The sequence below is a fragment of the Bacteroides sp. HF-162 genome (assembly GCF_015679285.1).
Taxonomy (GTDB): domain Bacteria; phylum Bacteroidota; class Bacteroidia; order Bacteroidales; family Bacteroidaceae; genus Bacteroides; species Bacteroides uniformis.
Genome location: NZ_CP064937.1, coordinates 3659741 through 3686651 on the forward strand (window position 1 = coordinate 3659741; position 26911 = coordinate 3686651).

Annotated in this window: 24 protein-coding genes and 1 pseudogene; 6 read left to right on the forward strand and 19 right to left on the reverse strand. The window is 47.4% G+C overall.

All coding sequences use genetic code 11. The features are described 5' to 3' along the window. Nucleotides 1–236: 236 nt before the first annotated feature. The 3 genes from ITJ87_RS15405 to ITJ87_RS15415 all read right to left on the reverse strand — a co-directional run bounded on the left by ITJ87_RS15405 (nt 237) and on the right by ITJ87_RS15415 (nt 5408). The gene (locus ITJ87_RS15405; protein ID WP_035448791.1) at nt 237–1979 is read right to left on the reverse strand and encodes a phospho-sugar mutase; all 1743 of its coding nucleotides are present in this window, start codon (nt 1977–1979) and stop codon (nt 237–239) included. Between the two features lie 81 nt (nt 1980–2060). Then, nucleotides 2061–3704, reverse strand: a complete 1644-nt coding sequence (locus ITJ87_RS15410; RefSeq protein WP_117965790.1) for a C69 family dipeptidase — start codon at nt 3702–3704, stop codon at nt 2061–2063. 36 nt (nt 3705–3740) lie between these two features. Further along, nucleotides 3741–5408 carry a M23 family metallopeptidase gene (locus ITJ87_RS15415; RefSeq protein ID WP_226791191.1) on the reverse strand — a complete coding sequence of 556 codons (1668 nt, stop codon included), beginning with the start codon at nt 5406–5408 and terminating at the stop codon, nt 3741–3743. Between the two features lie 198 nt (nt 5409–5606). Here ITJ87_RS15415 and ald point away from each other — a divergent pair, with 198 nt between their 5' ends. Then, nucleotides 5607–6710 (forward strand): alanine dehydrogenase, encoded by a 1104-nt coding sequence (ald, locus tag ITJ87_RS15420; protein WP_117965796.1) that lies wholly within the window; start codon nt 5607–5609, stop codon nt 6708–6710. A gap of 65 nt (nt 6711–6775) precedes the next feature. Here ald and ITJ87_RS15425 read toward each other — a convergent pair whose 3' ends face one another. After that, entirely contained in the window at nt 6776–7999 is a 1224-nt protein-coding gene (locus ITJ87_RS15425; protein ID WP_117965799.1) for an MFS transporter, read from the reverse strand. A gap of 202 nt (nt 8000–8201) precedes the next feature. On the opposite strand from ITJ87_RS15425, the gene ITJ87_RS15430 reads away from it, so the two are divergent. From ITJ87_RS15430 to gadC, 4 genes are all read left to right on the forward strand, one after another. Continuing rightward, nucleotides 8202–9638 (forward strand): glutamate decarboxylase, encoded by a 1437-nt coding sequence (locus ITJ87_RS15430; protein ID WP_117965802.1) that lies wholly within the window; start codon nt 8202–8204, stop codon nt 9636–9638. 8 nt (nt 9639–9646) lie between these two features. Next, on the forward strand, nt 9647–10612 hold the full coding sequence (gene glsA / locus ITJ87_RS15435) for a glutaminase A (RefSeq protein ID WP_117601263.1): 966 nt from the start codon (nt 9647–9649) through the stop codon (nt 10610–10612). A 107-nt stretch (nt 10613–10719) separates the two neighbouring features. After that, a complete protein-coding gene (locus ITJ87_RS15440; RefSeq protein WP_117601288.1) occupies nt 10720–11463 on the forward strand; it encodes a potassium channel family protein in 744 nt (247 codons plus the stop codon). A gap of 103 nt (nt 11464–11566) precedes the next feature. Continuing rightward, nucleotides 11567–13153 carry a putative glutamine/gamma-aminobutyrate antiporter GadC gene (gene gadC, locus ITJ87_RS15445; RefSeq protein WP_117601264.1) on the forward strand — a complete coding sequence of 529 codons (1587 nt, stop codon included), beginning with the start codon at nt 11567–11569 and terminating at the stop codon, nt 13151–13153. A 93-nt stretch (nt 13154–13246) separates the two neighbouring features. Here the strand turns inward: gadC and ITJ87_RS15450 are convergent, their stop codons facing one another. The 9 genes from ITJ87_RS15450 to ITJ87_RS15490 all read right to left on the reverse strand — a co-directional run bounded on the left by ITJ87_RS15450 (nt 13247) and on the right by ITJ87_RS15490 (nt 20202). After that, entirely contained in the window at nt 13247–14197 is a 951-nt protein-coding gene (locus ITJ87_RS15450) for a nitronate monooxygenase family protein (RefSeq protein ID WP_117601265.1), read from the reverse strand. 78 nt (nt 14198–14275) lie between these two features. Continuing rightward, on the reverse strand, nt 14276–14938 hold the full coding sequence (locus tag ITJ87_RS15455) for a DUF4858 domain-containing protein (RefSeq protein ID WP_117965805.1): 663 nt from the start codon (nt 14936–14938) through the stop codon (nt 14276–14278). Nucleotides 14939–14993: 55 nt separating this feature from the next. Beyond that, nucleotides 14994–15551 carry a DUF4943 family protein gene (locus tag ITJ87_RS15460; protein ID WP_117965808.1) on the reverse strand — a complete coding sequence of 186 codons (558 nt, stop codon included), beginning with the start codon at nt 15549–15551 and terminating at the stop codon, nt 14994–14996. 19 nt (nt 15552–15570) lie between these two features. Next, nucleotides 15571–16671 carry an outer membrane beta-barrel protein gene (locus ITJ87_RS15465; protein ID WP_117965811.1) on the reverse strand — a complete coding sequence of 367 codons (1101 nt, stop codon included), beginning with the start codon at nt 16669–16671 and terminating at the stop codon, nt 15571–15573. Further along, nucleotides 16658–17266, reverse strand: a complete 609-nt coding sequence (locus ITJ87_RS15470) for an RNA polymerase sigma factor (protein ID WP_117601269.1) — start codon at nt 17264–17266, stop codon at nt 16658–16660. Before ITJ87_RS15470 ends, ITJ87_RS15465 begins: the two co-directional genes overlap by 14 nt. A gap of 50 nt (nt 17267–17316) precedes the next feature. Beyond that, nucleotides 17317–18021: a hypothetical protein gene (locus ITJ87_RS15475; protein ID WP_117601270.1), complete on the reverse strand. Its 705-nt coding sequence runs from the start codon at nt 18019–18021 to the stop codon at nt 17317–17319. A 6-nt stretch (nt 18022–18027) separates the two neighbouring features. Further along, nucleotides 18028–18738 (reverse strand): hypothetical protein, encoded by a 711-nt coding sequence (locus tag ITJ87_RS15480; RefSeq protein WP_117965814.1) that lies wholly within the window; start codon nt 18736–18738, stop codon nt 18028–18030. A gap of 230 nt (nt 18739–18968) precedes the next feature. Further along, nucleotides 18969–19817, reverse strand: coding sequence for a carboxylating nicotinate-nucleotide diphosphorylase (nadC, locus tag ITJ87_RS15485; protein ID WP_117866338.1), 849 nt, complete (start codon nt 19815–19817; stop codon nt 18969–18971). Then, nucleotides 19810–20202: a DUF4783 domain-containing protein gene (locus ITJ87_RS15490; RefSeq protein ID WP_117965817.1), complete on the reverse strand. Its 393-nt coding sequence runs from the start codon at nt 20200–20202 to the stop codon at nt 19810–19812. The genes nadC and ITJ87_RS15490 overlap by 8 nt, the downstream gene beginning before the upstream one ends. A gap of 94 nt (nt 20203–20296) precedes the next feature. Here ITJ87_RS15490 and rlmH point away from each other — a divergent pair, with 94 nt between their 5' ends. After that, the gene (rlmH, locus tag ITJ87_RS15495) at nt 20297–20770 is read left to right on the forward strand and encodes a 23S rRNA (pseudouridine(1915)-N(3))-methyltransferase RlmH (protein ID WP_117601274.1); all 474 of its coding nucleotides are present in this window, start codon (nt 20297–20299) and stop codon (nt 20768–20770) included. Nucleotides 20771–20796: 26 nt separating this feature from the next. Here rlmH and ITJ87_RS19020 read toward each other — a convergent pair. The 6 genes and pseudogenes from ITJ87_RS19020 to ITJ87_RS15520 all read right to left on the reverse strand — a co-directional run. Then, nucleotides 20797–20979, reverse strand: a pseudogene (locus tag ITJ87_RS19020) (hypothetical protein); the annotation flags it as partial. A 280-nt stretch (nt 20980–21259) separates the two neighbouring features. Further along, complete coding sequence (locus ITJ87_RS15500) at nt 21260–21616, reverse strand: MarR family transcriptional regulator (RefSeq protein WP_117965820.1); 357 nt, start codon at nt 21614–21616, stop codon at nt 21260–21262. An 11-nt stretch (nt 21617–21627) separates the two neighbouring features. Further along, nucleotides 21628–24108 (reverse strand): FAD-dependent oxidoreductase, encoded by a 2481-nt coding sequence (locus ITJ87_RS15505; RefSeq protein WP_117965823.1) that lies wholly within the window; start codon nt 24106–24108, stop codon nt 21628–21630. Between the two features lie 178 nt (nt 24109–24286). Continuing rightward, nucleotides 24287–25501 (reverse strand): clostripain-related cysteine peptidase, encoded by a 1215-nt coding sequence (locus ITJ87_RS15510; RefSeq protein ID WP_117965826.1) that lies wholly within the window; start codon nt 25499–25501, stop codon nt 24287–24289. A 10-nt stretch (nt 25502–25511) separates the two neighbouring features. Next, entirely contained in the window at nt 25512–25910 is a 399-nt protein-coding gene (locus ITJ87_RS15515) for a hypothetical protein (protein ID WP_009038255.1), read from the reverse strand. A 121-nt stretch (nt 25911–26031) separates the two neighbouring features. Beyond that, on the reverse strand, nt 26032–26892 hold the full coding sequence (locus tag ITJ87_RS15520) for an RNA polymerase sigma factor RpoD/SigA (RefSeq protein WP_002561589.1): 861 nt from the start codon (nt 26890–26892) through the stop codon (nt 26032–26034). Between the last annotated feature and the right edge of the window lie 19 nt (nt 26893–26911).

The window sequence follows — 26911 nt, forward strand, 5'->3', positions numbered from 1 at the left end:
AAACACACACTCACAAACGAACAACTACGAATGAAACGACTCTCATTCACATCAACCAATCGGTGTGTAACCGCAATCTGCATATACTAAACTTCCCTGCAAACGTTTTGTTCATCAACCATCGGGTTTAAGTCTTTATTTAAGTTTTCTTTCAACACAGAAGCAAAAAGAAAAGGCGCAGCCCTCACGGGTTACGCCTCTCCAAACACTATATACACATTTTTTCCTCTTTCCTATCAAATGCCGAGTGACTTGCGCACTGCCTCCACTTTCTTTTCAGCTTCGGCATCAGCGCCGGCATAGCATTTCGGACAACCCATCTCGCCCTTCACCTCGATATAGAACTTAATCTTCGGTTCCGTACCGGAAGGACGGACAGAAATCTTCGTGCCGTCTACAGTGAAATATTGAAGTACATTGGAAGTCTCGGGCATATCCAGCTTGCTTACATTACCCCGGACATCGGTAGCCTCCAATGTCTTGTAATCCTTAATCAAGCTGACAGCCGAACCGCCGATTTCCTTCGGAGGATTGGCACGGAAGTTATCCATCATCGCCTTGATTTCTTCGGCACCGCTCTTACCGGGTTTCACCACGTTCACGGTGGTTTCCTTTGAGAATCCGTATTCTACATAGATTTCCATCAATACGTCATAGAGTGTCTTGCCCTGGTCTTTGGCCCAAGCACAGATTTCGGCCAGCAAGGAGCAGGCAGAAACCGCATCTTTATCACGGACAAAGTCTTCGGCCAGGAAGCCATAGCTTTCTTCACCACCACCGATATACTGCTGCTTGCCTTCGCTCAGACGGATTTCGCGGGCAATCCACTTGAAGCCGGTATAGCAATCGCGCATTTCAATCTTGTTCTTATCTGCCACAGCCTTGATAAGTTCAGTGGTCACGATGGTCTTCACGATGAAGTCATTCGGCTGCATCTTGCCCATTGCAATACGGTTCTTGATGATGTAGTACAAGAAAATGAGACAAGTCTGGTTACCATTAATAAGCACCCACTCGCCCTTATCGTCCTTGCAGGCCATACCGACACGGTCGGCATCCGGGTCACTTGCCATCACGATGTCAGCGTCAATCTTCTTGGCCAGCGCAATGGCCATGGAAAGGGCTTCGGCATTTTCGGGATTCGGAGAAACCACCGTCGGGAAATTGCCGTCCTTCACCATCTGTTCGGGCACGCAGTTGATATTCTCAAATCCCCACTCCTTCAATGAGTCCGGAATGAGCACGCGGCCTGCGCCATGAAGCGGAGTATACACAATGCTGAGGTCTTTCTGGCGACGGATGACTTCGGGGTCGATGGAGATGGAGTGAACCATGTCCAGATAAACCTTATCCACTTCCTTGCCGATAATCTGAATCAAGTCCTTGTTGCCGTTGAACTTGATGTCGGCCACCGTCACCTTATTCACCTCGTCTATGATGGCTGTATCGTGCGGAGCGAGCACCTGCGCACCGTCATCCCAATAAGCCTTGTAGCCGTTGTATTCTCTGGGGTTGTGGCTGGCTGTAATGTTGATACCGCTCTGGCAACCGAAGTGGCGAATGGCAAATGAAACTTCGGGCGTAGGACGAAGGTCATCAAAAAGATATACCTTGATGCCGTTTGCAGAGAAGATGTCGGCAGAAATCTTTGCGAACTTGTCGCTATTGTTGCGGCAGTCGTGCCCCACAACAACGGAAATATCCTTCTTTCCGGCAAAACATTTGTTCAGATAGTTGGACAAGCCCTGCGTTGCGGCACCTACGGTGTAGATGTTCATGCGGTTTGTACCGGCACCCATGATGCCACGCAGACCACCCGTTCCAAACTCCAGGTCTTTGTAAAAACTGTCTATCAATTCGGTTTTATCTGGATTTTCCAACATGCGTTTCACTTCTGCCTGAGTTTCGGCATCATATGCCGGGGTAAGCCATTTTTCGGCTTTCTCAGTCACCTGCTTAATCAGTTCCTGATTTTCCATAAGACTGTTATTATTTTAAGGGTTAATATAAACTTTTTTGTAAGACACAAATGTAGAAGAATAAGTTCAAATATCCTAATTTTATTCAGGCATTTTATATCTGTCTCCCGTCTGCTTAACATACTCTTCAAGGAACTCCTTCGGGTATCCCGGGCGGATTACGCCTGCCGGCTGGCCAATGGAATTACGTTCGAATTGACCGTTTTTCATACGTTTGACAACGCCGTCATTATACTTTACGACAAGAAACTCGCCAAGACGTTTCCAAGTATCGAAGGTACTTTGAGCGGTCATGTTCGTATAGTTGGTAAGAAATGCCTTTGCTTTGGCAGGATCTTTTTCCAGCAGTTTGGCAGCAGCAGCCTCAACGCCTTCCTGCGCTTCGTTGAAGGTTGTCTCCAACTCTGTCTGAGTGGCACGCACGTCGCCCATCATCAAGTCATAACGGGGATAAACCATATTGGCCACCCAGTTGAAAATCCAGAAAGCGGAGTTCCAGGAGAAAGTGATGTAATCGGCGCCGTCCACACGGGTGTAGCATACGGGAACCTTGTCCGTACAGCAGTATACAGGTGTAAATACCGTCATATTGGCATCATCCGTGCCGAACCACAATACTCCACCGATAGGGTCGGGCAACTCGGAACGCATCTGTGCCACGAATACGAAACCGCTCTGCTGGGTGGAGATGGGACGCTCATTGAAGTATTCCTGGTCACCCACCTTGAAAGAGAGTGGAGAAAGGCGGTACGGGGTATGATACGGGCCTGCGCCGAAATCTTTGCTGATGTCGAGAGGAGTACCTTCATAATGGTCGCGCATGGCGTTCTTCACATCCTGCACGGAAACCTTGCGGTTGGGCTTCACAAACAGAGGCATCGGAGTGTCCGTCTCACCCAATATATAAGGCAGGAACTCGTTGCCGCGGTCGGTAAACATATTAAAATAGCTCCATACGCGTGCCTCGCAATAGCGACGGGCACCGAAATCGAGCGGAGCGTAGGCATCGGCAAAGCTGAAATCCTTGTTCACACCGTCAAAATAGCCCTTCTCGCGTGCAAAAGAGATGACGTCGGCAGAGTACATGCAGTTTTCCTTGTCATTCATATTGAACTGATGAATGCGGCTCTGATTGGCATGTGCGGAGATACAATCATCGGGCACGCGGACAGCTACCCATACGGCACCGCGCACACCGGGTCCCTTGCCAATCATCTCCATAATCCATATCTCGTTGGGGTCGGCAATGGTGAAGGATTCTCCACTACTGTAATAGCCATATTCCTGCACCAATTCCGTCATCACCTTGATAGCCTCGCGAGCAGTGCGTGAACGTTGCAGTCCGAGATAAATCAAGCTACCGTAGTCGATAATACCGGTAGTGTCTACCAGTTCGGGGCGTCCGCCGAATGTCGTTTCACCGATAGTGAGCTGGAATTCGTTCATATTGCCGATGACATTGTACGTCTGACGCGCCTGCTCTATCTGCCCAAGGTATTTGCCGGTGTCCCACTCGTGTATGTCAATCAGCGTACCTTTCTTGTGCATACCGGCAGAATAATGATACAACTCGCCGAACAAACCATAAGAATCGGCAGAATAGGAAACAATGGTAGAACCATCCGCAGAAGCGTTCTTGCCCACGATAAGATTGGTGCAGGCCAGCGCATTCGCCACGGCTGCCACAACAAACAAGACGGAAAGAGTCAGTCTTTTACTTTTCATACTTCTAAATTATAATGTTACTAAATATTTCAGTCTTTACCATACAAAATCAAACTGTTCGGTGGTACGGTTGCCACAGCCATCCGTCACCGTCATCTCCACCACGTGCTTGCCGCCTTTCTCCACATGTTTCGGGTCGAGCTCGCACACCAGGTTACCGCTGATGGAATTGGGCTTTCCAAACAAGGCATACTTCCCGTCAATCGTACCCCGATAGGTATTGATGCCGGTTTCCTTGTCCTTGGCCTTGAAGATGATTTTTCCCGTACGTCCCCATTGGGCTTGGTTTACGGGAGTTATCACCGGCGGAACCGTATCCACCGCTACGGTATAAGTCCCCAAATCCCGTATACGCACTTTCATGACACCATCCTCATACTTACCGCCGATGCGGTATTTTCCACCGCGCGCCGTTACGCCCGCCACATAATATTTGGTCATATCCTCTACCGGACGCCGGCGCAAGCCGATACGCAAATCGCAGGCACCGTGCATAGGAATACGGGTATCGTTCAATTGATAGGTGAAAGCGATGTCGCCACTATCAGCCCGCACGGAGTAGTTCAGCAAGACGTCATCGTAGAGCATTCCTTTCGGGATAACCAACTCCAGCCCCGGCTCCTGCAGATAGTTCACCTTATCCCATTTGAGGGCGTATTTCTCACGATGTTCCACCGGAGCAATTATCGTCTTCTGTCCCTGCACTGTGAAGCGGACCTTGGAGATATTTCCCAGCGCATCTCTCAGCGTATAGACAAACCGGTAAGGGTGTTCTTCGTTGATGTCCACCAGTCCGCGATTGCCGTTGGATGCCTGTAGCATGCGCAAGTGGTTGCCCGGCTCTATGAAAGACTTCATGTACTGGCCGTGTGTCCACGAATTGATATAGCGGTTCTCCTCATAGGCAAAGCGATCTACCGTACTGCGGAAGACTTCCTCGCCGTCCACTTCGAGAATCACCGCCTTCACGCCATATTTATTCTGCACTCCGTCCATATAGTCGTAGGCACGGATACCTGCACCAATCAGTCCCCAGGCGGTAATGGGTTTTGTTGGATGTGCCGGAAAAGCCCGTCGCGTCTGCTTGCCCTCCACCACTCCTTTTCCCGGCTGTGGAAACAGCATGATACCTTCGGCACGCGGGGCAGTCTTGTCTTTCACCTTGTTCATGAAGAAAGGCAACGGGTCTATATATTCGTCCGTAGCCGTCTCTATCATATCCAGATGCAGGTGCGGACCGAAAGAGTAACCGGTGTTTCCGCTTAAAGCTATTATCTGACCGGCCTTCACGGGATATTCATCGGGGTCGGGAGTTATTTCCACCTCCCAGCTTTCTTTTTCATATTGTAAATCTTCTATCCGACGGGCAATGTCACCCACAAAAGCACTCAAATGGCGGTTTATCGTCGAATAGCCGTTGTCATAAGTTACATCGAGCACATAACCTGAGCCGTGGGTGACGCGGATACGCGAAATATATCCGTCTGCCAGAGCGCGTACCGGCTTGCCTATGGTGCCACCTGTCTTGAAATCCAGTCCGCCATGAAAATGGTTGGCACGTATCTCGCCGAAGTTACCGGAGAAAGTGATGGGAAAATCAAAAGGCGGGATGAAGGAAGGCTTGTCTGTATCGGTTTCTTGGGCATAGCCGCTTTGCACACTACCAATAAAGAACAAAAGAGAGAAAAATATAGAATATTTCATATTTTGTACAGTCAATATTATTTTAAATGCATGCAAATATAAAAAGAATAGTTCTCTCTACCTACAGAAAGCTACAATTATCATTGATTAAAACATGCATAAAAATTCTGTTGAAGAACATAGATGCACCGATAACACCCAAGCCGGGAAATCGCTATATTGCGCCATGTTTAACCCCCCAATTAAAACTTTAAGGTTATGATTATCGGAGTACCTAAAGAAATCAAGAACAACGAGAACCGCGTGGGAATGACCCCTGCCGGAGTAGCCGAATTGGTGAAAAAAGGTCATACGGTGTATGTGCAGGCCACAGCAGGCGTAAACAGCGGTTTCTCCGACGATGACTACATCGCCGTAGGTGCAAAGACTTTACCGACCATTGAAGACACGTATGCCGCAGCCGACATGATTGTCAAGGTAAAGGAACCTATTGCACCGGAGTACAAACTGATTAAAAAGGGACAAGTGGTATTCACCTATTTCCACTTTGCAGCCGATAAATTACTAACCGAAGCCATGATTGAAAGCGGTGCCGTCTGCATTGCCTACGAAACCGTGGAAAAAGAAGACCACTCACTTCCGCTACTTACTCCTATGAGTGAGGTGGCAGGACGCATGGCTACACAAGTAGGAGCCCGCTTCCTTGAAAAGCCACAAGGCGGCAAGGGAAAACTGATGGGCGGAGTAACGGGCGTACGTCCCGCACGCGTACTTATCCTTGGAGGTGGTATCGTGGGCACCAATGCCGCACAGATAGCTGCCGGAATGGGTGCCGAGGTACTGATTGCCGACATCAACCTTCCCCGCCTGCGCTACCTGAGTGAAGTGATGCCGAAAAACGTAAAGACACTCTATTCTTCCACCCATAACATCAAGATGGAATTGCCGAACATCGACTTGGTAATCGGTTCCGTCCTCATCCCCGGTGACAAGGCCCCACACCTCATCACCAGCGAAATGCTGAAGATGATGAAACCCGGTACGGTACTCGTAGACGTAGCCATCGACCAGGGCGGTTGTTTCGAAACCTCCCACCCCACCACGCACAGCGACCCTACCTACATTGTGGACGGAATTGTACACTACGCCGTTGCCAATATCCCCGGCGCCGTACCCTTCACCTCCACCATGGCACTGACAAATGCCACCCTGCCCTACACCGTAGCCCTGGCATGCAAAGGCTGGAGACAAGCCTGCAAGGACGACCCGGCTCTGGCGCAGGGATTGAACGTAGTGGAAGGCAAAGTAACATACAAAGCTGTAGCCGACGTCTTCGGGCTGAAATATGAAGCCATTGAGTGATAAGTGATGAGTGATTTGTTGGTGTTTTTCTTTCAGCATGATAGCGCAGCACAATTACCAACAAATCACTCATAACTCCTCCCCAACAAAGAATCCTTCTTCCTCGCATACTCCCACCACATAGCGAGCAGTGTGATGCAGAGGTTGAAAATAAACGGAAATTCCTTGGAATTAGTGTGGAACAAGGTCTGAAAGAAATCTGTAATGAACGGGGACAATAGAATCGCCAGATAATTCATCACCATTACAAAGGCCAGTGCCAAAGTTGTTTTTTCCGGTATGGCCGTATCTACTGTCTCGTCATAAATCAGCGGTTGAATGACACCATATCCCAAACCAACCAACATACATCCCGGTATTATCAGCCATTCTTTAGGCGAAATCCATATCAAGAGCAAACCCACTGCAATGGACAAAAGGCTGTAGAACTTTGTGTGTTTCCCCATCCACTTCACAATATGCCCCAGGAAGAAACCCGGAGCCATAATGGCAAGGAAGAATAAGGAGATCATCAATCCGGAATTTCCGCTGGAGAAGTGATGGGCCTCCATCAAAAAAGGCAAGTCAAAAGTAACCGCCAGCACTACATACGTAGTGACGCCATAAAACAGCATCAACTGTAGCAGATGGCGGATATGGATGCCGTATTTACCGGGAACCGCACGCTTGGATTCCTCCGGAACAACGGCAGCCGTATCTTCTGCTATCTGCGGCTGACCGGTATCCCCCTTCAAATATCCGACAAGCAGCAGAGAAATCAACGGAAGCAGATATACCACGAAAGGCAAGTGCCAGTTTACCTCTGCCAGATACCCAGTCACCGCCGTTGCCACAACCAGCGTCACATTGGTGATGGCAGAACTGTAACCAAACTGCTTCACCCGATATTCCCCCATGAAATAACGTGAAACCAGACCAGTGGACAACGGAATAATCACCCCCGAACCGATGCCAAGCAAAGCGCTGACCACCATCAACTGCCACATTTTGTCCGAAAAAAGATAAAGTACCCCACTGGCGGCAAACATCCAAAGTCCCGCTTTCAGCAGACGCACAAAGTCACGTTTCTCGGCCAGCTTGCCCGCCAACAGCACAAAAGGAATTATCAGCAGCGAAGGCAGGGAGGTAAGCATCTGTATATCCAATTCCGTGGCATGTGGAAAAATGGTGGTAAGCTGTCCCAAAATAGGTGACACGGCCAACCCCGGCAAGGAAGTCAATGCAGAGACAGACCAAATGCCGACAAGCGTGATTAGGGGGATTGTACCCCTTCCGGTATTGATTTTCATATAGTAGTATATTAATTAAATGAATAATGTGGGAACAACAAACCCACCTTCAGAATGTTCGTTTTTTAAGATTTTACTACGCTGCCCTTTAATAAACGCCAAATAATGCAAAACCCCGGAACTTTCATCCGCAAACCCCGTTGTTGTGGGATATTCGACGGGGAAAAGCCCCGCCGCCTAAACCTTTAAAAAACTTATTAATATGGAAGATTTGAATTTCAGAAAAGGAGATGCAAAAACTGAAGTATTCGGCTCAAACCGTATGTTACAACCCTCACCCGTAGAAAAGATTCCCGACGGACCTACTACCCCGGAAATCGCCTATCAGATGGTGAAAGACGAGACCTTCGCTCAAACGCAGCCTCGCTTGAATCTGGCTACATTCGTCACTACCTATATGGACGAATATGCCACCAAGCTGATGAACGAAGCCATCAACATCAACTACATCGACGAGACCGAATATCCGCGCATCGCCGTAATGAACGGTAAATGTATCAACATCGTGGCCAACCTCTGGAACTCTCCTGAAAAAGAAACCTGGAAAACCGGCGCACTTGCTATCGGTTCCTCGGAGGCATGTATGCTGGGTGGTGTGGCAGCCTGGTTGCGCTGGCGCAAGAAACGTCAAGCACAAGGCAAACCGTTCGACAAACCCAACTTCGTTATTTCAACCGGTTTCCAGGTGGTATGGGAAAAATTCGCCCAATTGTGGCAGATTGAAATGCGTGAAGTGCCTTTGACACTCGACAAGACCACGCTCGACCCCGAAGAAGCCTTGAAGATGTGTGATGAGAACACCATCTGTATCGTGCCTATCCAAGGTGTTACATGGACAGGACTGAACGATGACGTCGAAGCCCTCGACAAAGCCCTCGATGCCTACAATGCAAAGACCGGCTACGACATTCCTATCCACGTGGATGCCGCCAGCGGCGGTTTCATCCTCCCGTTCCTCTATCCCGAAAAGAAGTGGGACTTCCGTCTGAAGTGGGTACTCTCCATCAGCGTCAGCGGACATAAATTCGGCCTGGTTTATCCGGGGCTGGGTTGGGTTTGCTGGAAAGGCAAGGAATATCTGCCCGAAGAAATGTCATTCAGCGTAAACTACCTCGGTGCCAACATTACTCAGGTAGGCCTGAACTTCTCCCGTCCTGCCGCACAGATTCTGGGTCAATATTACCAGTTCATCCGTTTGGGATTCCAGGGTTACAAGGAAGTACAGTACAACTCCCTGACCATCGCCAAGTATATCCATGACGAAATCGGCAAGATGGCTCCGTTCGTAAACTATTCCGACGAAGTTGTGAACCCGCTGTTCATCTGGTACTTGAAACCGGAATATGCAAAAGCTGCCAAATGGACTCTCTATGACCTGCAGGACAAGCTGTCACAACACGGTTGGATGGTACCCGCCTATACTCTGCCTTCAAAGCTGGAAGACTATGTCGTAATGCGTGTCGTTGTTCGCCAAGGATTCAGCCGCGACATGGCAGACATGCTGCTGGGTGACATCAAGAATGCCATCACGGAGCTGGAGAAACTGGACTACCCGACTCCCACCCGTATGGCGCAGGAAAAGAACCTGCCGGTGGAAGCCAAAATATTCAATCACGGATGCCGTACACATAAAAAGTAACAGCTAATATGGAAAAGAAAATATCAATTTCACAAATAAAGGAGGTTGCCCAAGAAGCCTACAACGAGGTGAAGGGCAGTACGGGAGGCAAGAATGCGGATTATATCCCCTACCTTGCCAACATAGACTCCAAACTGTTCGGACTCAGCATCTGCCTGATGAACGGGCAGACCATCAATATAGGCGATACAGACTATCGTTTCGGTATAGAGTCCGTCTCGAAGGTACACACAGCCATCCTTATCCTGCGCCAATACGGCGCACAGAAAGTGCTGGACATGATAGGTGCCGATGCCACGGGACTACCGTTCAACTCCATCATCGCCATTTTGCTGGAAAACGACCACCCTTCCACTCCGTTAGTAAATGCCGGTGCCATTTCAGCCTGTTCCATGGTGCAGCCAGTAGGAAACTCCGACAAGAAATGGGATGCCATTGTACAGAACATTACCGAGCTATGCGGCTCTGCCCCGCAACTCATCGACGAACTGTACAAATCGGAAACGGCTACCAATTTCAACAACCGCTCCATTGCCTGGTTGCTGAAAAACTACAACCGCATCTACGATGATCCGGATATGGCACTCGACCTCTATACCCGCCAGTGTTCTCTCGGCATCACGGCCCAGCAACTGGGCATTGCCGCAGGAACCATCGCCAATAACGGTGTGAACCCAGTCACCAAACAAACGGTGTTCGAAGCCAGCCTGGCACCGAAAATCACGTCGATGATTTCTACCGTAGGCTTCTACGAACATTCAGGCGACTGGATGTACACCGCCGGCATACCGGCCAAAAGCGGTGTGGGCGGCGGCGTAATGGCCGTATTGCCCGGTGTCATGGGGGTATCGGCCTTCGCTCCTCCCCTGGACGAAGCGGGAAATTCCGTAAAGGCCCAATCGGCAATTAAGTTCATCATGAACAAGCTCGGTCTGGGTGTGTTCAACGGTGATAACGTGACAATTACAGAATAAGATTTTTTAGTTATGAGTTATAAGTGATGAGTTATTTGTTGGTATATGCATCGTAATTAGCAAATAACTTATAACTAATAACTCATAACTTCATAATGGACTTCATCATGAAAATGGCTCTATCAGAATTTGTATTGCGGGAAAAAGGTATTTACGGCATATTACATGTCATCATACTGATACTTTCGTTATTTTTAGTCATCAGTATCTCTGTCGACACGTTCAAGGGGATTCCCTTTTACGAACAGTCAGTCTACATGAAAGTACAGCTGTGGATATGCGCTCTGTTCCTGGCTGATTTTGTGTTGGAATGGTTTCTGGCAGAGAAGAAGGGGCACTATGTAGCCACACATTTCATTTTCCTACTGGTAGCCATACCTTACCAAAATATCATTGCCTATATGGGATGGACTTTCTCACCGGAAATAACCTATATGTTGCGCTTTATCCCATTAGTACGGGGTGGATATGCCATGGCTATCGTAGTGGGTTGGCTGACGTACAACCGTGCATCGGGACTGTTCGTTTCCTATCTTACCATGCTGCTGGCCACCGTCTATTTTTCCAGCCTGGCCTTTTATGTCATGGAGCATGGTCCCAATCCTCTGGTCAAAGGATATGGAGATGCTTTGTGGTGGGCATTTATGGATGTGACGACGGTAGGTTCCAATATCATAGCAGTCACTCCCACCGGACGGGTACTGTCTGTACTGCTGGCTGCGCTGGGCATGATGATGTTCCCTATCTTTACAGTGTATGTAACGAGCCTGGTCGAACGGCGCAATAAGGAAAAAGAAGAGTTCTACAAGAAAGCGGCACAGAAGCCCGCGCCTAAAGCTGATGCTTCCTGAATAGTTAAAACCGGAATTTTCACTTATCCGTTGGGAACAACTCTTCCCAAGTGTTGTTATAGACGCTGATTTTGAATATATTTTTCATCTAAAACCTTAACTTATGGCAAATATTAAACAAACAGTGAAGCTGGGGGTATTTACCCTGGCAATCATGAATGTGACGGCAGTAGTATCCCTACGTGGACTTCCTGCCGAGGCCGTGTACGGAATGAGTTCGGCCTTCTACTACTTATTTGCAGCCATTGTTTTTCTGATTCCGACGTCACTTGTCGCCGCGGAACTGGCTGCCATGTTTCAAGACAAGCAAGGCGGTGTGTTCCGCTGGGTAGGCGAAGCCTACGGAAAAAAGCTGGGCTTCCTTGCCATCTGGGTACAATGGATTGAAAGTACAATCTGGTATCCTACCGTATTGACATTCGGTGCCGTATCCATTGCTTTCATCGGCATGAACGACGTACACGACATGTCACTGGCCAACAACAAATATTACTCGCTCGTCGTTGTCCTCATCATCTACTGGCTAGCCACATTCATCTCCATGAAGGGTATGAGCTGGGTAGGTAAAGTGGCAAAAGTCGGCGGCCTGGTCGGGACCATTATTCCTGCCGCACTGCTGATTATCCTAGGTATCATCTACCTTGCCACCGGCGGACACTCCAACCTGGATTTCCACAGCAGCTTCTTCCCCGACTTGACGAACTTCGACAACGTGGTGCTTGCTGCCAGTATCTTCCTCTTCTATGCCGGTATGGAAATGGGCGGTATTCACGTAAAAGACGTGAACAATCCCTCCAAGAATTATCCGAAGGCAGTGTTCATCGGTGCGGCCATTACGGTTATCATCTTCGTACTCGGTACTTTCTCACTGGGTATCATCATCCCGGCCAAAGACATCAGTCTGACACAGAGTCTGCTTGTAGGCTTCGACAACTACTTCCATTACATCCGTGCTTCCTGGCTGTCACCGATTATTGCCATCGCTTTGGCATTCGGCGTACTGGCAGGTGTATTGACATGGGTTGCCGGTCCGTCCAAAGGTATCTTTGCCGTAGGAAAAGCAGGCTACATGCCTCCGTTCTTCCAAAAGACAAACAAGCTAGGCGTACAGAAGAATATCCTTTATGTACAAGGTGGTGCAGTAACCGTGTTGAGCCTTCTATTCGTAGTCATGCCTTCCGTACAGAGTTTCTACCAGATTCTGTCACAGCTGACTGTAGTCCTCTATCTTATCATGTATATGCTGATGTTCTCCGGAGCCATCGTGCTGCGTTATAAGATGAAGAAGCTGAACCGTCCGTTCCGTATCGGCAAGAATGGCAACGGATTGATGTGGCTCATCGGTGGTCTTGGTTTCTGCGGATCATTGCTGGCATTCGTACTGAGCTTTATCCCGCCCAGCCAGATTTCAACAGGCAGCAACACAGTATGGTTCTCCGTACTCATCATCGGTGCGCTGATTGTAGTCATTGCCCCATTCATTATTTATGCTTCCAAGAAACCGTCCTGGGTTGACCCGAACAGTAGCTTCGAACCGTTCCATTGGGAAGAACAACCCGCTGTACAGACAACCGGTAAAAGTGTTACAAATATGGCTACCGGTAGCGCCACTACCAGCAACAATGGCACAAGTAATTCTACCACAAGTGGAAATATGGCAAAAGACACAACCAATATCCCCAAAGGATAAAAGGTTATAAGTTGAAACTAAAAAAGGAATATTCCCGGTGATTTCGGGGATATTCCTTTTTTAGTGTTATATGATACCAGAAGACGGGAATAGTCAGAGATCCAATTCCTGCATTCTCTCCCACGCCCTTCTGCTCTCCTCCACCAACTCTTGCATGACCGACGCCACAGACTGCACTCCCTTTCCATGCAGCAAGGCAGATACCTGCCCTATTTCCAGTTCCCCTTCTTCCAAGTCACCCTCAAAAATACCACGTTTGGCACGGCCGCGCCCTAAAAGGATACGAAGTTCTTCCTCTGAAGCTCCCACAGCCTCAGCAGCCTCTACGGCGCTGCGAAAGTTATTGCGCACCAGACGCACCGGAGCCAACTTCTTCAAAAGCAGACGGGTATCCCCTTCTTCCAAATGCAAGCAGTAATCCTTGAACACCTCGCTTGCAGAACTCTCTGCCGTCAAGGCAAAGCGTGTACCAATCTGCACACCTTCCGCACCCAGCACCCGGGCAGCCAACATGGCCTCACCCGTTGCAATGCCACCGGCGGCAATCAGCGGAAGTGTAGTAACTGCACGTACAGCAGGTATCAGACACAGAGTGGTAGTCTCCTCCCTCCCATTATGCCCACCGGCTTCGAAGCCTTCGGCAACTATTGCATCAACACCCGCCTCTTCAGCCTTCACGGCAAAACGCGAGGACGAAACAACATGCACCACCGTGATGCCACGCTCGTGCAACCAACCGGTCCATTTCTTCGGGCTGCCGGCAGATGTAAATACAATCTTCACTCCCTCGTCGGCCACAATCTGCATTATCTCTTCTATCTGGGGATACATCAAGGGAATGTTCACACCAAAAGCATGATGCGTAGCCTCACGGCATTTCCTAATATGCTCCCGCAACGTTTCGGGATGCATCGAACCTGCGCCGAGCAAGCCCAGCCCTCCCGCATTGCTTACAGCAGCAGCAAGTCTCCAGCCGCTACACCACACCATACCACCTTGAATTATCGGATATCTTATTCCGAATAGAGAAGTCACTCTGTTCATTATTACTTTTTTTAAAGGTTTACTAATGAAAACAAGAAGGGGAGAAAGAAAGTTCAAAATTTGACAAAAAGTGATAAATTACTGTTGTTCCAAAACAGTTATCGAATCTCCATACGCCTTCAATACTTCCAGCGTACGGGCACGGCGCTTGCAACCTTTGAAATTCCAAAACTCACGGGTAAAAGGCGCCATCAGGTCTAAACCGGAAATTCCACCGCCACTGGTACCCTGCCAACCGCCCACAGCCATATTATTGGCCCGCTCCGTCACCCGGTAACGCAAACCGGTTGCTTCAATCTGCTCCACCGTCTCACGCGGACCAGCATCAAACGGATGTTTAGCCCAGTTCGTAGGAATCATCAGAATCTTAAGTGCATAAAATTCGTCTCCCCGCCAAGTATCTTTGTCCACCTTAATCTTTTTCTGGTAAATGGGGTCCCAATTATATTTAGTATTGGCCGTATAAGGGCGTAGGGTAAGCACAACCTTTTTCTCGGGCACTTTCGGTATGACGGGCAGCGAATTATCAAAATCCATCCATGACTTGTCCGTCACCGCTTTCGGAGTACCTAAGGAACTGTTCATTTCAAGTTCCTTCAATACCTCCGGATTCAGCTTCACCTCCCCTTCTCCCTTCAGCAACCGGTTCAGCCTCAACGAGTCTTGAGAAGTCCAATTTTGGGCATAAAAAGGGAAGGCTACTGCACAGAGCAGCCCCATTACAAGTATAAATCTCTTCACTTGACAGTTTGATTACTTAATACCTAATCCTTAATCCCTAATCCCTAAAAACATTTCACCACCACATATATCCACTGCCACAAAGTGGTTCGTCATAGCAGGGATCAATCGTCCACATAGTCCGTGGATACTTACGGGTTTCCCACCAACGGCGGTAGCGCGAGGCGGCATCCAGCACCTCTTCGTCCGAAAGGAAGTAAATACCTTCATAATTCTCCGCATCTGTATGCACCATCTTGCATCCCATTGAAGCGTTGTTCCCGAGACGGATAGTCTCTACCGTCCACAAGATGCATTCGCCCAAACGCAACTTACCACCTGCCGAATAGGATACCGGAGCCAAGGGGAAAGAGGGAATAACCGTCAAGTCCTCGGCATACTTCAGCAATTCCTCTATATCTTCGGAAGTGAACTTGGGCATATTACTCAATCCATCCGGACTTTGGGTAGAATATTTACCAGCCTTCAACTGCTTGACAAACAAGTCTACATCCGGATGGTTGTAGTCCAACGTTTCTTTGCTGCAAGAGCCCAAAAAGAGAACAGAAAGAGTAAAGAATATGAGCAGCATAGTCTGCCCGAATATATGTAATTTATTGTATAGAGTCTTCATATTTGTATGGTATTTAAGATTAATAAGTCATGCGCACGCCGCACAACAGATTCAGATTGGTGGGCCGTTCCGTACGCAAGGTTCTTGTCTGCGAGTCCGTATCGAAATGATGGGATACAGACGGCTCTGCAAACAAGGCAAAACGGTCGTTCATTTTATAGCGTACCCCTACTCCGGCAGCAACCGACAACTGTACCGGCTCTGCGCCGAAACCATTGTCCGGAGCACCTGCAATGCATTTCTCGGCTGCTCCGCCTACCATAGCATAGAAATCCACTTTCGGCGTACTGGCCAGCATCATGTTCAGCCTTACCGGAACTTCCAGCGTATGCAACGTATGGTCACCATCCAAGCAATTATACTGAAGACCGACTTCCAAGGAGAAATGCTTGTTCAAACGACGTTCCACGCTTACCCCGGCCGTGAACGGCATATGAAAATTCCCTTTCGGCAGGGAAATGCCGATGCCTGCTTTCAATGCCCAATTACGGGGCTTGGATGGCGATACAGCCACAGACTTTGCCGGTTCTTCCTCAGAAGATGGCAGCATTCTATCTATATCAGCATCCTTATGGCCAGGATTTGAATGGTAGTTTCCGTTTCCGGCCGGAGTTCCGTTACTGTAATAACCGTTTCCCGGCTGCTGCCGGTTTCCGTACACCCGTTGGGTAATCCGGATGGAAACATGGACAGACACGGATTCATCCTCATCGGCCTGCGCCGTCAATCCTGCCGGAATGCCGTTGGCGGGATGCTGTGTACCGGGCTTTTGTGCCATGGGGTTGGCCTGATGGATAGAGGGAAAACTTTCCTGCACCACATCCCCGTTCAAGTTACCTTCCGGCGTCATGGCCGCCACTTGTGTAAAGGCCTCCTTGATTTCCTCTTTCGGAGAGAAATACCAGAAAGCGGCAGAAGCAGCTCCCAGTACAAATACAACAGAGGCGGCTGCGGCTACGCGGTGAAACCTCGGAGAAAGAAAAAGCTGCCTCCTGCCTTTTGCGGCAACCGGTGACGGCAAGTCACGTTGCAACCCTTCCCAGAAGTCCTCCCGCACTGTCATCTCTGCGCCGGCAAGACGACTGCGGAATAAACCGGTTATTTCATCATTTTCTCTCATATTCAGTATATTCTTTAATTCTTTTTATCAACAAACACTTGGCACGATGCAACTGCGAGGTAGACGAATGCTCTTTGATGTGGAGGATTTCGGCTATTTCCTTGTGCGATTTCTCCTCAAAGACGTATAAGTTGAATACAGTACGGCATCCATCGGGAAGTTCCGCCACGAACGCCATCAGCATTTCTTCGGAAATGCGGCCTCCGGTTTCGGCAATGCCCGCTTCATCCGGAATGTCGGGCAATTGTTCCTCATTCACCACCAGTTGGCTGAAACGTTGCTGTTTCCGCAGGTAGTCTATCGCCTGCGTCACCATTACCCTTGTCACCCAGGTACCCAATGCACATTCGCCACGGAAGGTGAAGTGGGTGAAAATTTTGATGAAGCCATCGTGCAATACGTCATGGGCCGCATCGACATCGCCCGTATAGCGGTAACATACCGCCAGCATCTGCTTGGAGTAGAGGGTGTATAATTCCTTTCGGGCGGAATCCTTTCCTGCCCGGCAGCCCTCAATCAGTTCTATCTCATTTTCCAATGTCAGTGCTCGTTTTACGGACGCCTCTTCGCGTCGTTTGTTAGTTAGACGCAGCATTGCGGAAAATGCTGCTGAATTAATTCTAAAAAGAAGTTAAAGAACGGAGATTATTTATATTTGGCTCTCAAAGCCTGTATTTGCTTGTCCAGCATCTCATCCAATTCATCAAATTCATGCCAATACAGAAAACCGGGAACCATGTTGACGTAATTGATAAATTTCTTATACTGCACAAGAAACAAGGCCTGGTCCCGAAGACTGTCGTCACCATCAAAAACATGCGCCAACTCCCTGGACATGGCAGCACTCATAAGAGCATCTGTTTTCGTTGCATAGTAATCACTGACATCCTTTTGTTTCCTGCCCAACTCAAAATAAGTCTGCAATACATCCTGCAACATACGTTTGTCCGGTATATACTGCATCAATGAAGAACCTTTCAGCACGTCCAGCGCATCTGTCCTATAAGAGAATTCATCCATATTATTGAAAAGCTTGCCATACTTCCACAGAGTATCTATCGGTATCTTGGATACATCCATATCATGTTCCCTCAACAACAGACTCATGTGTATGTCAATATCCAACAAGTGCTTTATATTACGGAGCTCCTGCCTATTATATTCCAACTCTTCCGTTACCAACTGCATCGTAGCACGCACTTCCTTTTGACGGGCATTCTCGGTAATCCGGTCACTTCCCCAGAAAGTGACAATGATACCCGCAGCCACAATACTGAACTGACGGAAATAATCACCTATGTGCCAACTTTTTACCGTATGGTTCAGCCTATTAAAGTTTATCTTTCCCATATCTTTTTATTCTAAATGATACTTCTTTTCAAGCGCTTGTATTGCCTCGTCTATACGTTTTCCCACACGTTCTACATAGTCCGGCGTGAAATAGTTCTGCGCTACCCTGACAAAGTTCCGTACCGACCTGTCCGACAAGTAAATATCCCACGCCTCATATCCTCCACGATTTATCTGGTCCGTCTGTTCGTCAGTCAATGCCAAATGGAAAGGAACCATAATTTCGTCCTTCATATCGTAATAGCCATTCATAGTTGCCTTAAATCCATCCAATACCTCATAGATTCCGGTCAACTGCAACAGTAGCTCTTTATCTGAAATCTTCTGCATCAACATGGAGTTTTTAAGTATATCCAATGCATTCTGACTATAATAAAAACTGCGGATATGCCCCATAAGAAAGCGGAACTGTATCAATGAATCTTCCGGTATCGTCCGATGCTTTAAGTCATGCTCCACCAATAAGCTGGAAAGACGTTCATCCTCTCTAAACTCTGAAACGATACTCTTATAATTTTCCCGGTTACTTTTCAGTTCATCCCTAATCAGCGACATGGTGGCTTGAATATCCTTTTTCTCGGAGTTTTGAGTAACCAACTCACTACCGACAAAAGTAATCAGTACGCCAATCACCACAATGGAAGTCTGCCGGATGTAGTCTCCCACTTGCCAATCTTTGACAGTTGTTTTTACTTTATTCCATGTTATGTTTTTCATATCTTCCTACACTATTATCCATTACTATGAAACACATCATCCGTTATAGCCAAACGCATCATCTATCCGTCCCAAACAGACCATCTGTTTCACCCCAATACACCTTCTGTTTTTCCAAGAGCCACTACTTTGCTAGTTACCAATAGAAAGCCTCTCATAAATCTGCCGTAATGCAGCATTCTTTATGAGAGGCTTTCCTTATTATTCTGCAATAATGCTTTCCGCCTTTATCAACATGCTTTAAAGCTCATGTCCAATCCTTTCACGGAGTGAGTCAAAGCTCCTACGGAAATAAAGTCTACACCGCATTCGGCATAGTCGCGGAGCGTATCAAACGTGATGCCACCGGAAGATTCCGTTTCATAGCGGCCACCTACCATCTCCACAGCTTTCTTTGTCATTGCCGGGGTGAAGTTGTCAAACATGATACGGTCTACGCCACCCAGGTCGAGTACTTGCTGCAATTCGTCGAAGTTGCGCACTTCTATTTCTATCTTGAGGTCCTTACCTTTTTCCTTGCAATATTCCTTCGCACGGTTGATGGCCTTGTCAATGCCTCCCGCAAAGTCCACATGGTTGTCTTTCAGCAAAATCATGTCGAACAAGCCGATACGGTGGTTTACACCGCCACCGATTTTCACCGCCATTTTCTCGAGGATACGCATGCCCGGAGTAGTCTTGCGGGTATCGAGTACACGGGTATTCGTACCTTTCAATTGCTCGGCATACTTATGTGTCATGGTGGCAATGCCACTCATGCGCTGCATGATGTTCAGCATCAGACGCTCCGTTTGCAACAAAGACTGTATCTTGCCTTCCACAATCATGGCCACATCACCCGGCTTTACGGCTGTACCGTCATTAATAAACACTTCCACCTTCATGGTAGGGTCGAAACGACGGAACACCTCCTTGGCTATCTCGATACCGGCCAGTATGCCCGGTTCTTTTATCAGCAGTTTGGACTTGCCCATTGCCGTAGCAGGAATGCATGAAAGGGTTGTATGGTCTCCATCGCCTATATCTTCGGCGAAAGCCAGGTCTATCAGCCTGTCAATCAATTCTTCTTCCTTATTCATCTGTTTTATCTATCCTTATTTGATGTATAACATATTTGTTCTGTACTTTTCTGAAGAAACAATTCACCCGAAAGTTTCCATTTGCGGTCGTCAAGGTACCAATGACGAAACCAGACTCATCACGTTTCCCCTGATGGTTCACATTAAAACTGCCAACCTTGTGGTTGGAGAAGAAAGCAGCCATTGTGCCCTCTGCCGTCCGCTTGTCGGCGTGGGTCGACTTATTCTGAATGATTAAATCGACCTTGTCACCCAGATACTTGTTGAGTTCCTGAGAGCTTCCTTCCTTGAAGGCCCCAATCACTCCCTCGGAAACGTTCTGGGCCAGCAGCACAGACGTCCAAATGAAGAGACCGGTCAACAAAAAGACTACCCGTTTTTTCATTTTCACAAGTATTTATGATAGGCAAAGGTAAGCATTTGTCTCAAAATACAATAAAAAAATGCTAAATTTGTGCGCTAATCAAAACAGAACCAGTATGAAAACTACTCTGCTCGTCGTAGGACGGACTGTAGAACAACACTTTATAACAGCCATCAACGACTATGTGCAACGCACCAAGCGCTATCTCTCATTCGAGATGGAAGTCATCCCCGAACTGAAAAACACCAAAAGCCTCTCTATGGAAGTTCAGAAGGAAAAAGAAGGGGAACTGATACTGAAAGCTCTCCAGCCGGGAGATGTGGTCGTACTGCTGGACGAAGGTGGAAAAGAGATGCGTTCCATAGAGTTTGCAGACTATATGAAGCGCAAGATGAATACCGTAAACAAACGGCTGGTATTTATTATCGGAGGCCCTTACGGATTCTCTCAAAAAGTATACGAAGCGGCACACGAGAAGATGTCCCTCTCACGCATGACCTTTTCCCATCAGATGGTACGCCTCATCTTTGTGGAACAACTCTACAGGGCAATGAACATACTAAATGGGGGGCCGTATCATCATGAATAATTAAAATGCTCGGGCAGCCAGCGTACAATAGAACGCAACACTATGCGGTGTTCTACGCAAGGTTTGATGTACACTTGTAAAGGTGCTGCCCGTTCAGCTCAATAGCAATACTCACCACATTCTCACAGGTAAACAAGGAGTAAGGCAGAGTGTTCGTCCATCCTCCCACCATATCCATACGTACGGAGCTATGTCCCCCATACTATTTGGAATGGCTTTTCCAATCAAGTTCGTTATTTAAAACAGAGAAAAGAATTGATTAAGAGTTAAGAATTGTCGAAAAAATATTATTAAGGATTCTTAGTAAATTTCTCAGTAATAAAAGATGGAAATACACATGAACAAATACAAACAATTAATAGCGTGCAATACACGATACTAACAACATGTCGTGCAAGAAGTTAACAACGTGTCATACAAAAAACAAATATCGTGTTTGCAGGATATTAACCTCCTGCAAACACGATATTAATTTGCTTTTATACAAAGCTATACGAGGCTGACCACCTGCTGCAACAGCCCCGGCAATTCAAAAGTAGCATTCTTGATATCCGAAATCCGGTTCTTGCCTTCTGTCGTAAGAAAAAAACGCATCTGACGCTTATCTTCCTTACCTATCAGACGGGTAATGAGTTTCTTTTCCTCTACGGAACGAATGACCTTTGAAGTGTTGGAGGCAGACAAACCCAGTGCCTCAGCTATCTCACTGGAGGTAAGCTTAGGAGTATTGAGCAGCGTGCACAACAGCATTCCTTCATTCAGTGACAAATCGTACATCTGCGTAAACTGCACCTCGAATTCGGCAATAGCCCGATAAATATCACGAATTTTACATAAAGTCTCCATATCTTTTTCTCCTATATAAATAAGTTCACATTTGCTTTGTCCGCACGTTCCATATAGGTAGCCACGCCACCGATGGTTACTTCATCCAGAAGTTCTTCGTGCCGGATGCCCATCATATCCATAGACATCTGGCAAGCGATGAATTCCACTCCTTGCGCCAATGCTTGCGAGCGCAACGACTCCAGAGAATCCACACCCTTGCGCTTCATCAGGAAGCGCATCATGCGACTGCCCATGCCAAACATATTCATCTGCGACAACTTCAGTTTCAAAGAACTGGACGGCAGCATCATGCCGAACATCTTGCCGAAGAAATCTTTCTGCACGCTGGGTTTCTGCACTTTCTTCAAGACGTTCAGTCCCCAGAAGGTGAAGAAAATGGTTACTTTCTGTCCCGTTGCCGCTGCTCCGTTTGCCAAAACGAAGGTTGCCAGCGCTTTGTCCAGGTCGTCACTGAACAGAATCAGCGTCTTTCCCCTCCCCCCGGCTACGGGAGTGTTGGAAGCGGATGTACAAGCCGGAGCGCCTTTTTCGATGACTACCGTATAGCGTCCTTTCTCGTCATGCTTCTCTATCAATTTATTTCCCGTTGTATCGCACCAGGCAGAGGCGTCGCGGGCAAAACCGGCATCGGTAGCCACAATCTCCACACGCTCGCCCACAGCAATGCTATCCATCGCCTTCTTCACCTGCATGATAGGTCCCGGACATTGCAAGCCGCAAGCGTTTATCTTCAACGGTTCCTTTTTGGAGACAGATGCCGCCGCAGGAACATCGTCGTTGTCAGCAGAGGCAGCCGAAGAAGCAGAAGAAGAGTCACCTCCTGCCGGAGCAGATGGAGACGGCAGAGGCGCTGTTGCCATGGAATAGGTCTTATAACCACCTATCAGATTGCGCACATTGCGATAACCGCGTCCCATCAGGATGCACAGGGACAGATAACCACGCAAACCCACAGCACAGAAAAGCACTACCGGCTTGTCCGTAGGTATCTCTGCCAAATGCTCGCGCATTTCATCCAACGGAATATTGACAGCTCCCGGAATGGTGCCGAAAGAGAACTCCTCGGGCGTACGGGTATCTATCAGCATCACTTTATCCTTCTCTTCCACCAACTCGCGCCAAGAGATGACGGGTATAGCACCGCTAATAATATTCGATGCCACATATCCGCCAATGGCGATGGGGTCTTTGGCTGAGGAGAAAGGAGGTGCATACGTATGCTCCGTCTCCATCAAATCGTAGACTGTGCCACCCCGCTTGATGAGTCCGGCAATCTGGTCGATTCGCTTGTCCACCCCCTCGTAACCGATACATTGCGCGCCATAGAGTTTACCGGTTTTAGGATGGAAAGTCAGTTTCAAAGTCAAAGGCAGGGCATCCGGATAGTAACCGGCGTGAGATGCCGAGTGGGTCACCGAGCTTTGGTATTCCATGCCCCACTGCTTCAAGCGTTTGGCTGCAAGACCCGTAGAAGCTACCGTCATGTCGAATACTTTGGCAATGGAGGTGCCGATAGCTCCTTCGTAGGAGACGGTATTGCCAAACACCATATTATCGGCAACGATACGTCCCTGGCGGTTGGCAGGGTTTGCCAGGTAATTGAGCCACGGCTTTCCGGTCAGCGGATGAGGATATTCGATGGCATCGCCCACGGCATAGATGTCTTTTTCGGAAGTCTCCAAGTGTTCGTCTACCCAGATACCGCCCATCTCGCCCAACTTCAAGCCGACTTGTTGTGCCAATGCAGTGGCAGGACGCACACCGATGGAGAGCAACACCATATCGGCAGGAATGGTCTTTCCGCTTTTCAGGAATACAGTGATTCCGTTGTCCGTACGCTTGAAATGGGTCACGCCTTCTTCCAGATAGAGGGAGACGCCTTTCTGTAACAAATGCTGATGGATGGGTGCCGCCATGGAGAAATCGATAGGAGCCATTACCTGATTACCCATTTCGACTACGGACACATGGACACCTGCATGATGCAGGTTCTCTGCCATCTCCAATCCGATGAAACCGGCACCTACCACCACGGCGCGCTTCACCTGCTTGTCTGAGATATAAGCCTTGATATGGTCGGTATCTTCTACATTGCGCAACGTGAAGATGCCTTCGGAATTGATGCCTTCCAAGGGGGGCTTCACGGGGTTGGCACCGGGAGAAAGCAAAAGTTTGTCATAGCTTTCGTCGTACTCCTTGCCTTCCGCGTTGCGTATGGTAACAGTCTTGTTTTTGGGATGGATGGCGATTACTTCATTCTGCACACGCACATCAATGCGGAAGCGCTTGCTGAAAGATTCGGGTGTCTGTACCAGCAGCTTCTCACGCTCTGCTATCACTCCGCCTATATAATAAGGTAAACCACAATTAGCATACGAGATGTAAGGGCCTTTCTCCAATAAAAGGATTTCAGCCATTTCGTCCACTCTTCTCAGTCGGGCGGCTGCCGTGGCTCCACCTGCTACACCGCCAATGATTACATATTTCATAATTCTTCGTTTTTTAAGTTTGACGATGCAAAGAAAATAATTATTTTCAATAAAACATAATTTCCAAAGGAAAATATTATTAAAAGACTCATTTTTAATAAGAATAGGCATAAAAAAACGGATTATTACAAGTTTTTACACCTATAATAATCCGTTCAGTATGCAAGTTTTTATAAGCTTACCAACCAAGCCGAGCAAGACCGACAGCACTATACCATAAGGTAGAACGATAAGCGGCATTAGCAGCTTGAGCAGCAGCAGAAGTGGCAGTGGAAGGTATATAATGGCTAACCCCATTTGCCCGCTTCATGGAGAACATACCAACAGACATCGAATAAATCATCGGCGTTTTTTTCCAACAGACAGAAGCTGCATCATATGCTTGCTTCCATTCATCCAAGGCAACTTCATCCACAACGAGTTTTTCCATCATTTCTACGAAATCATAATAGCCTACATAATAAGACGATCCTACTTTACGCTGATCATAATCAAAGACCGATGACCGAAGAACTTCTCTATCTGCTGTCACTCCCGACAAAGCATTTGCTGTAGCAGCAGCTAAGTTCTCAAGCTCAGAAGATTTCAGCACATCTATAGCAGTGCCCATTGTCCAATTGCTATTACTTCCTATTTTTCCAGTATAAATTTCATCATAAGCAGCAAAAGTCCCAATAGCCATTTCTACCGCTGCACCTTTCTGAAATATAAATGGAAACATTCTATCATAGGCAGCACCAGGACCTGGATTCTCAGCAGGGAAACCAATATAGTAATCGCAACAATCACGCAACTCATACGCGACTTCCACCGACTGCATAAAGCAAGCATCAAACATAATAAAATCAAAATGAGGAGCGTTCTGTAATACTAACTTCAAGTCCTCAATATTCATATAATGCCCTCCTCCAGTCTTATCATTTCCTATCCAGCGAGTAGAAGGCAATGGAGTAGGTATCCATCCTTCCCCATGCGACCAATAAATCAAACCATAACTTTCCGCTTTATATAAAGAATTCCCAAACACATCATTGAATACCTCTTGCGTCTCAGCGACTCCGCACGAATTTCTATCTTCGTATTCTTTGACTATTGTTTCAACAACAGTACCACCTTTATTTTCAATTTCAATCAAACGAGGAAATCCCGTATCTATATACACCAATAAATGCATATCAGATGTATTATCAATTGAAGCCATCCCAGCTTTCAATTCCTCCAAATCCCCATCCGTAAAGCTAGCCAATGGATTTATACTATTATCCGCTGCCATATATACCAGCACAGTACGTTTCCCATCAATCGGAGGATCAGGTATCGGGTCATCACCACGACACGCCGACATGAACAAGGGGAAAACGAAGAAAAAAAGAAGATATAGTTTTGTTTTCATACTTGAAATCTTATTCCTGCGGTTTTGCAAATGTGAAAGCCTCAGGCTTCACCACCTGCAAAACCATATTCTTACTCTTCTTATACTTACCTTTTACCTTTACAGCCTCTTTTTCCAACTTTTTCCTGTTTTCAGAGAAATAAATCATGCAAGTATAGTCCGGCTTCTTCAGATTATACTCCAGATAATTCTTGAGCTGGTAAGTGTATAAATCACGCTTGGGCAAGAATCCATTCTTATCCAGCTCTACGCTGTCCAATACCTGGATGTCTGTATAATATACGATGGAGTCATTGAAAGAAGCCGCCACACCAAAAGCATATACAGCCTTTTCCTTATCTTTCATTGTAAAAGCCGAGCACAACGCAAAAACCAAAGCTACGGCACAAAGTATACGAACGTATTTCATTGAGTTATGAGTTATAAGTTATGAATTATCAATGGGGCAAAGATATAAAAAAAACCGCACGCCTACTAAAGACGTACGGTTTTTTAATTCCTTCTATTTGTCGGAAACTAATATTTCTTATTTATCCCAAATAAGATTTGAGCAATTTACTACGATTACTTTGTCTTAATCTTCTAATAGCCTTTTCCTTAATCTGACGCACACGCTCACGGGTCAAGCCGAATTTGTCGCCGATTTCCTCTAATGTCATTTCCTGCTGTCCGATACCGAAAAACATCTGTATGATTTCTTTTTCCCTATCGGTTAACGTAGAAAGAGCTCTATCAATTTCCCTCGCAAGAGACTCGTTCACCAAAGAGCGGTCGGCCATAGGGGAGTCGTCGTTGACCAGTACATCGAGCAAGCTGTTGTCCTCTCCTTCTACAAAAGGTGCGTCCACCGAAATGTGACGGCCGGACACCTTCAGCGTATCAGAGATTTTGTCAACAGGGATTTCCAGTTCATCGGCAAGCTCTTCAGGAGACGGACGACGTTCGTTTTCCTGCTCGAACTTGGAGAAGGCCTTGCTGATTTTATTCAGCGAACCTACCTGGTTCAACGGAAGACGTACAATACGCGACTGCTCTGCCAAAGCCTGCAGAATGGACTGACGTATCCACCATACTGCATAACTGATGAACTTGAAACCACGTGTTTCATCGAACTTTTCGGCAGCCTTGATCAGTCCTAAATTACCCTCATTAATCAAGTCGGGCAAACTCAAACCTTGGTTCTGGTACTGCTTGGCCACAGATACAACGAAACGCAGATTGGCACGTGTCAATTTCTCCAGTGCAACACGGTCACCCTTGCGGATGCGCTGAGCGAGCTCCACTTCCTCTTCAACAGTAATGAGGTCTTCGCGACCGATTTCCTGCAAATACTTGTCAAGAGAAGCGCTCTCTCTGTTAGTGATACTTTTTGTAATTTTAAGTTGTCTCATTCTTATAATACAGATTTGG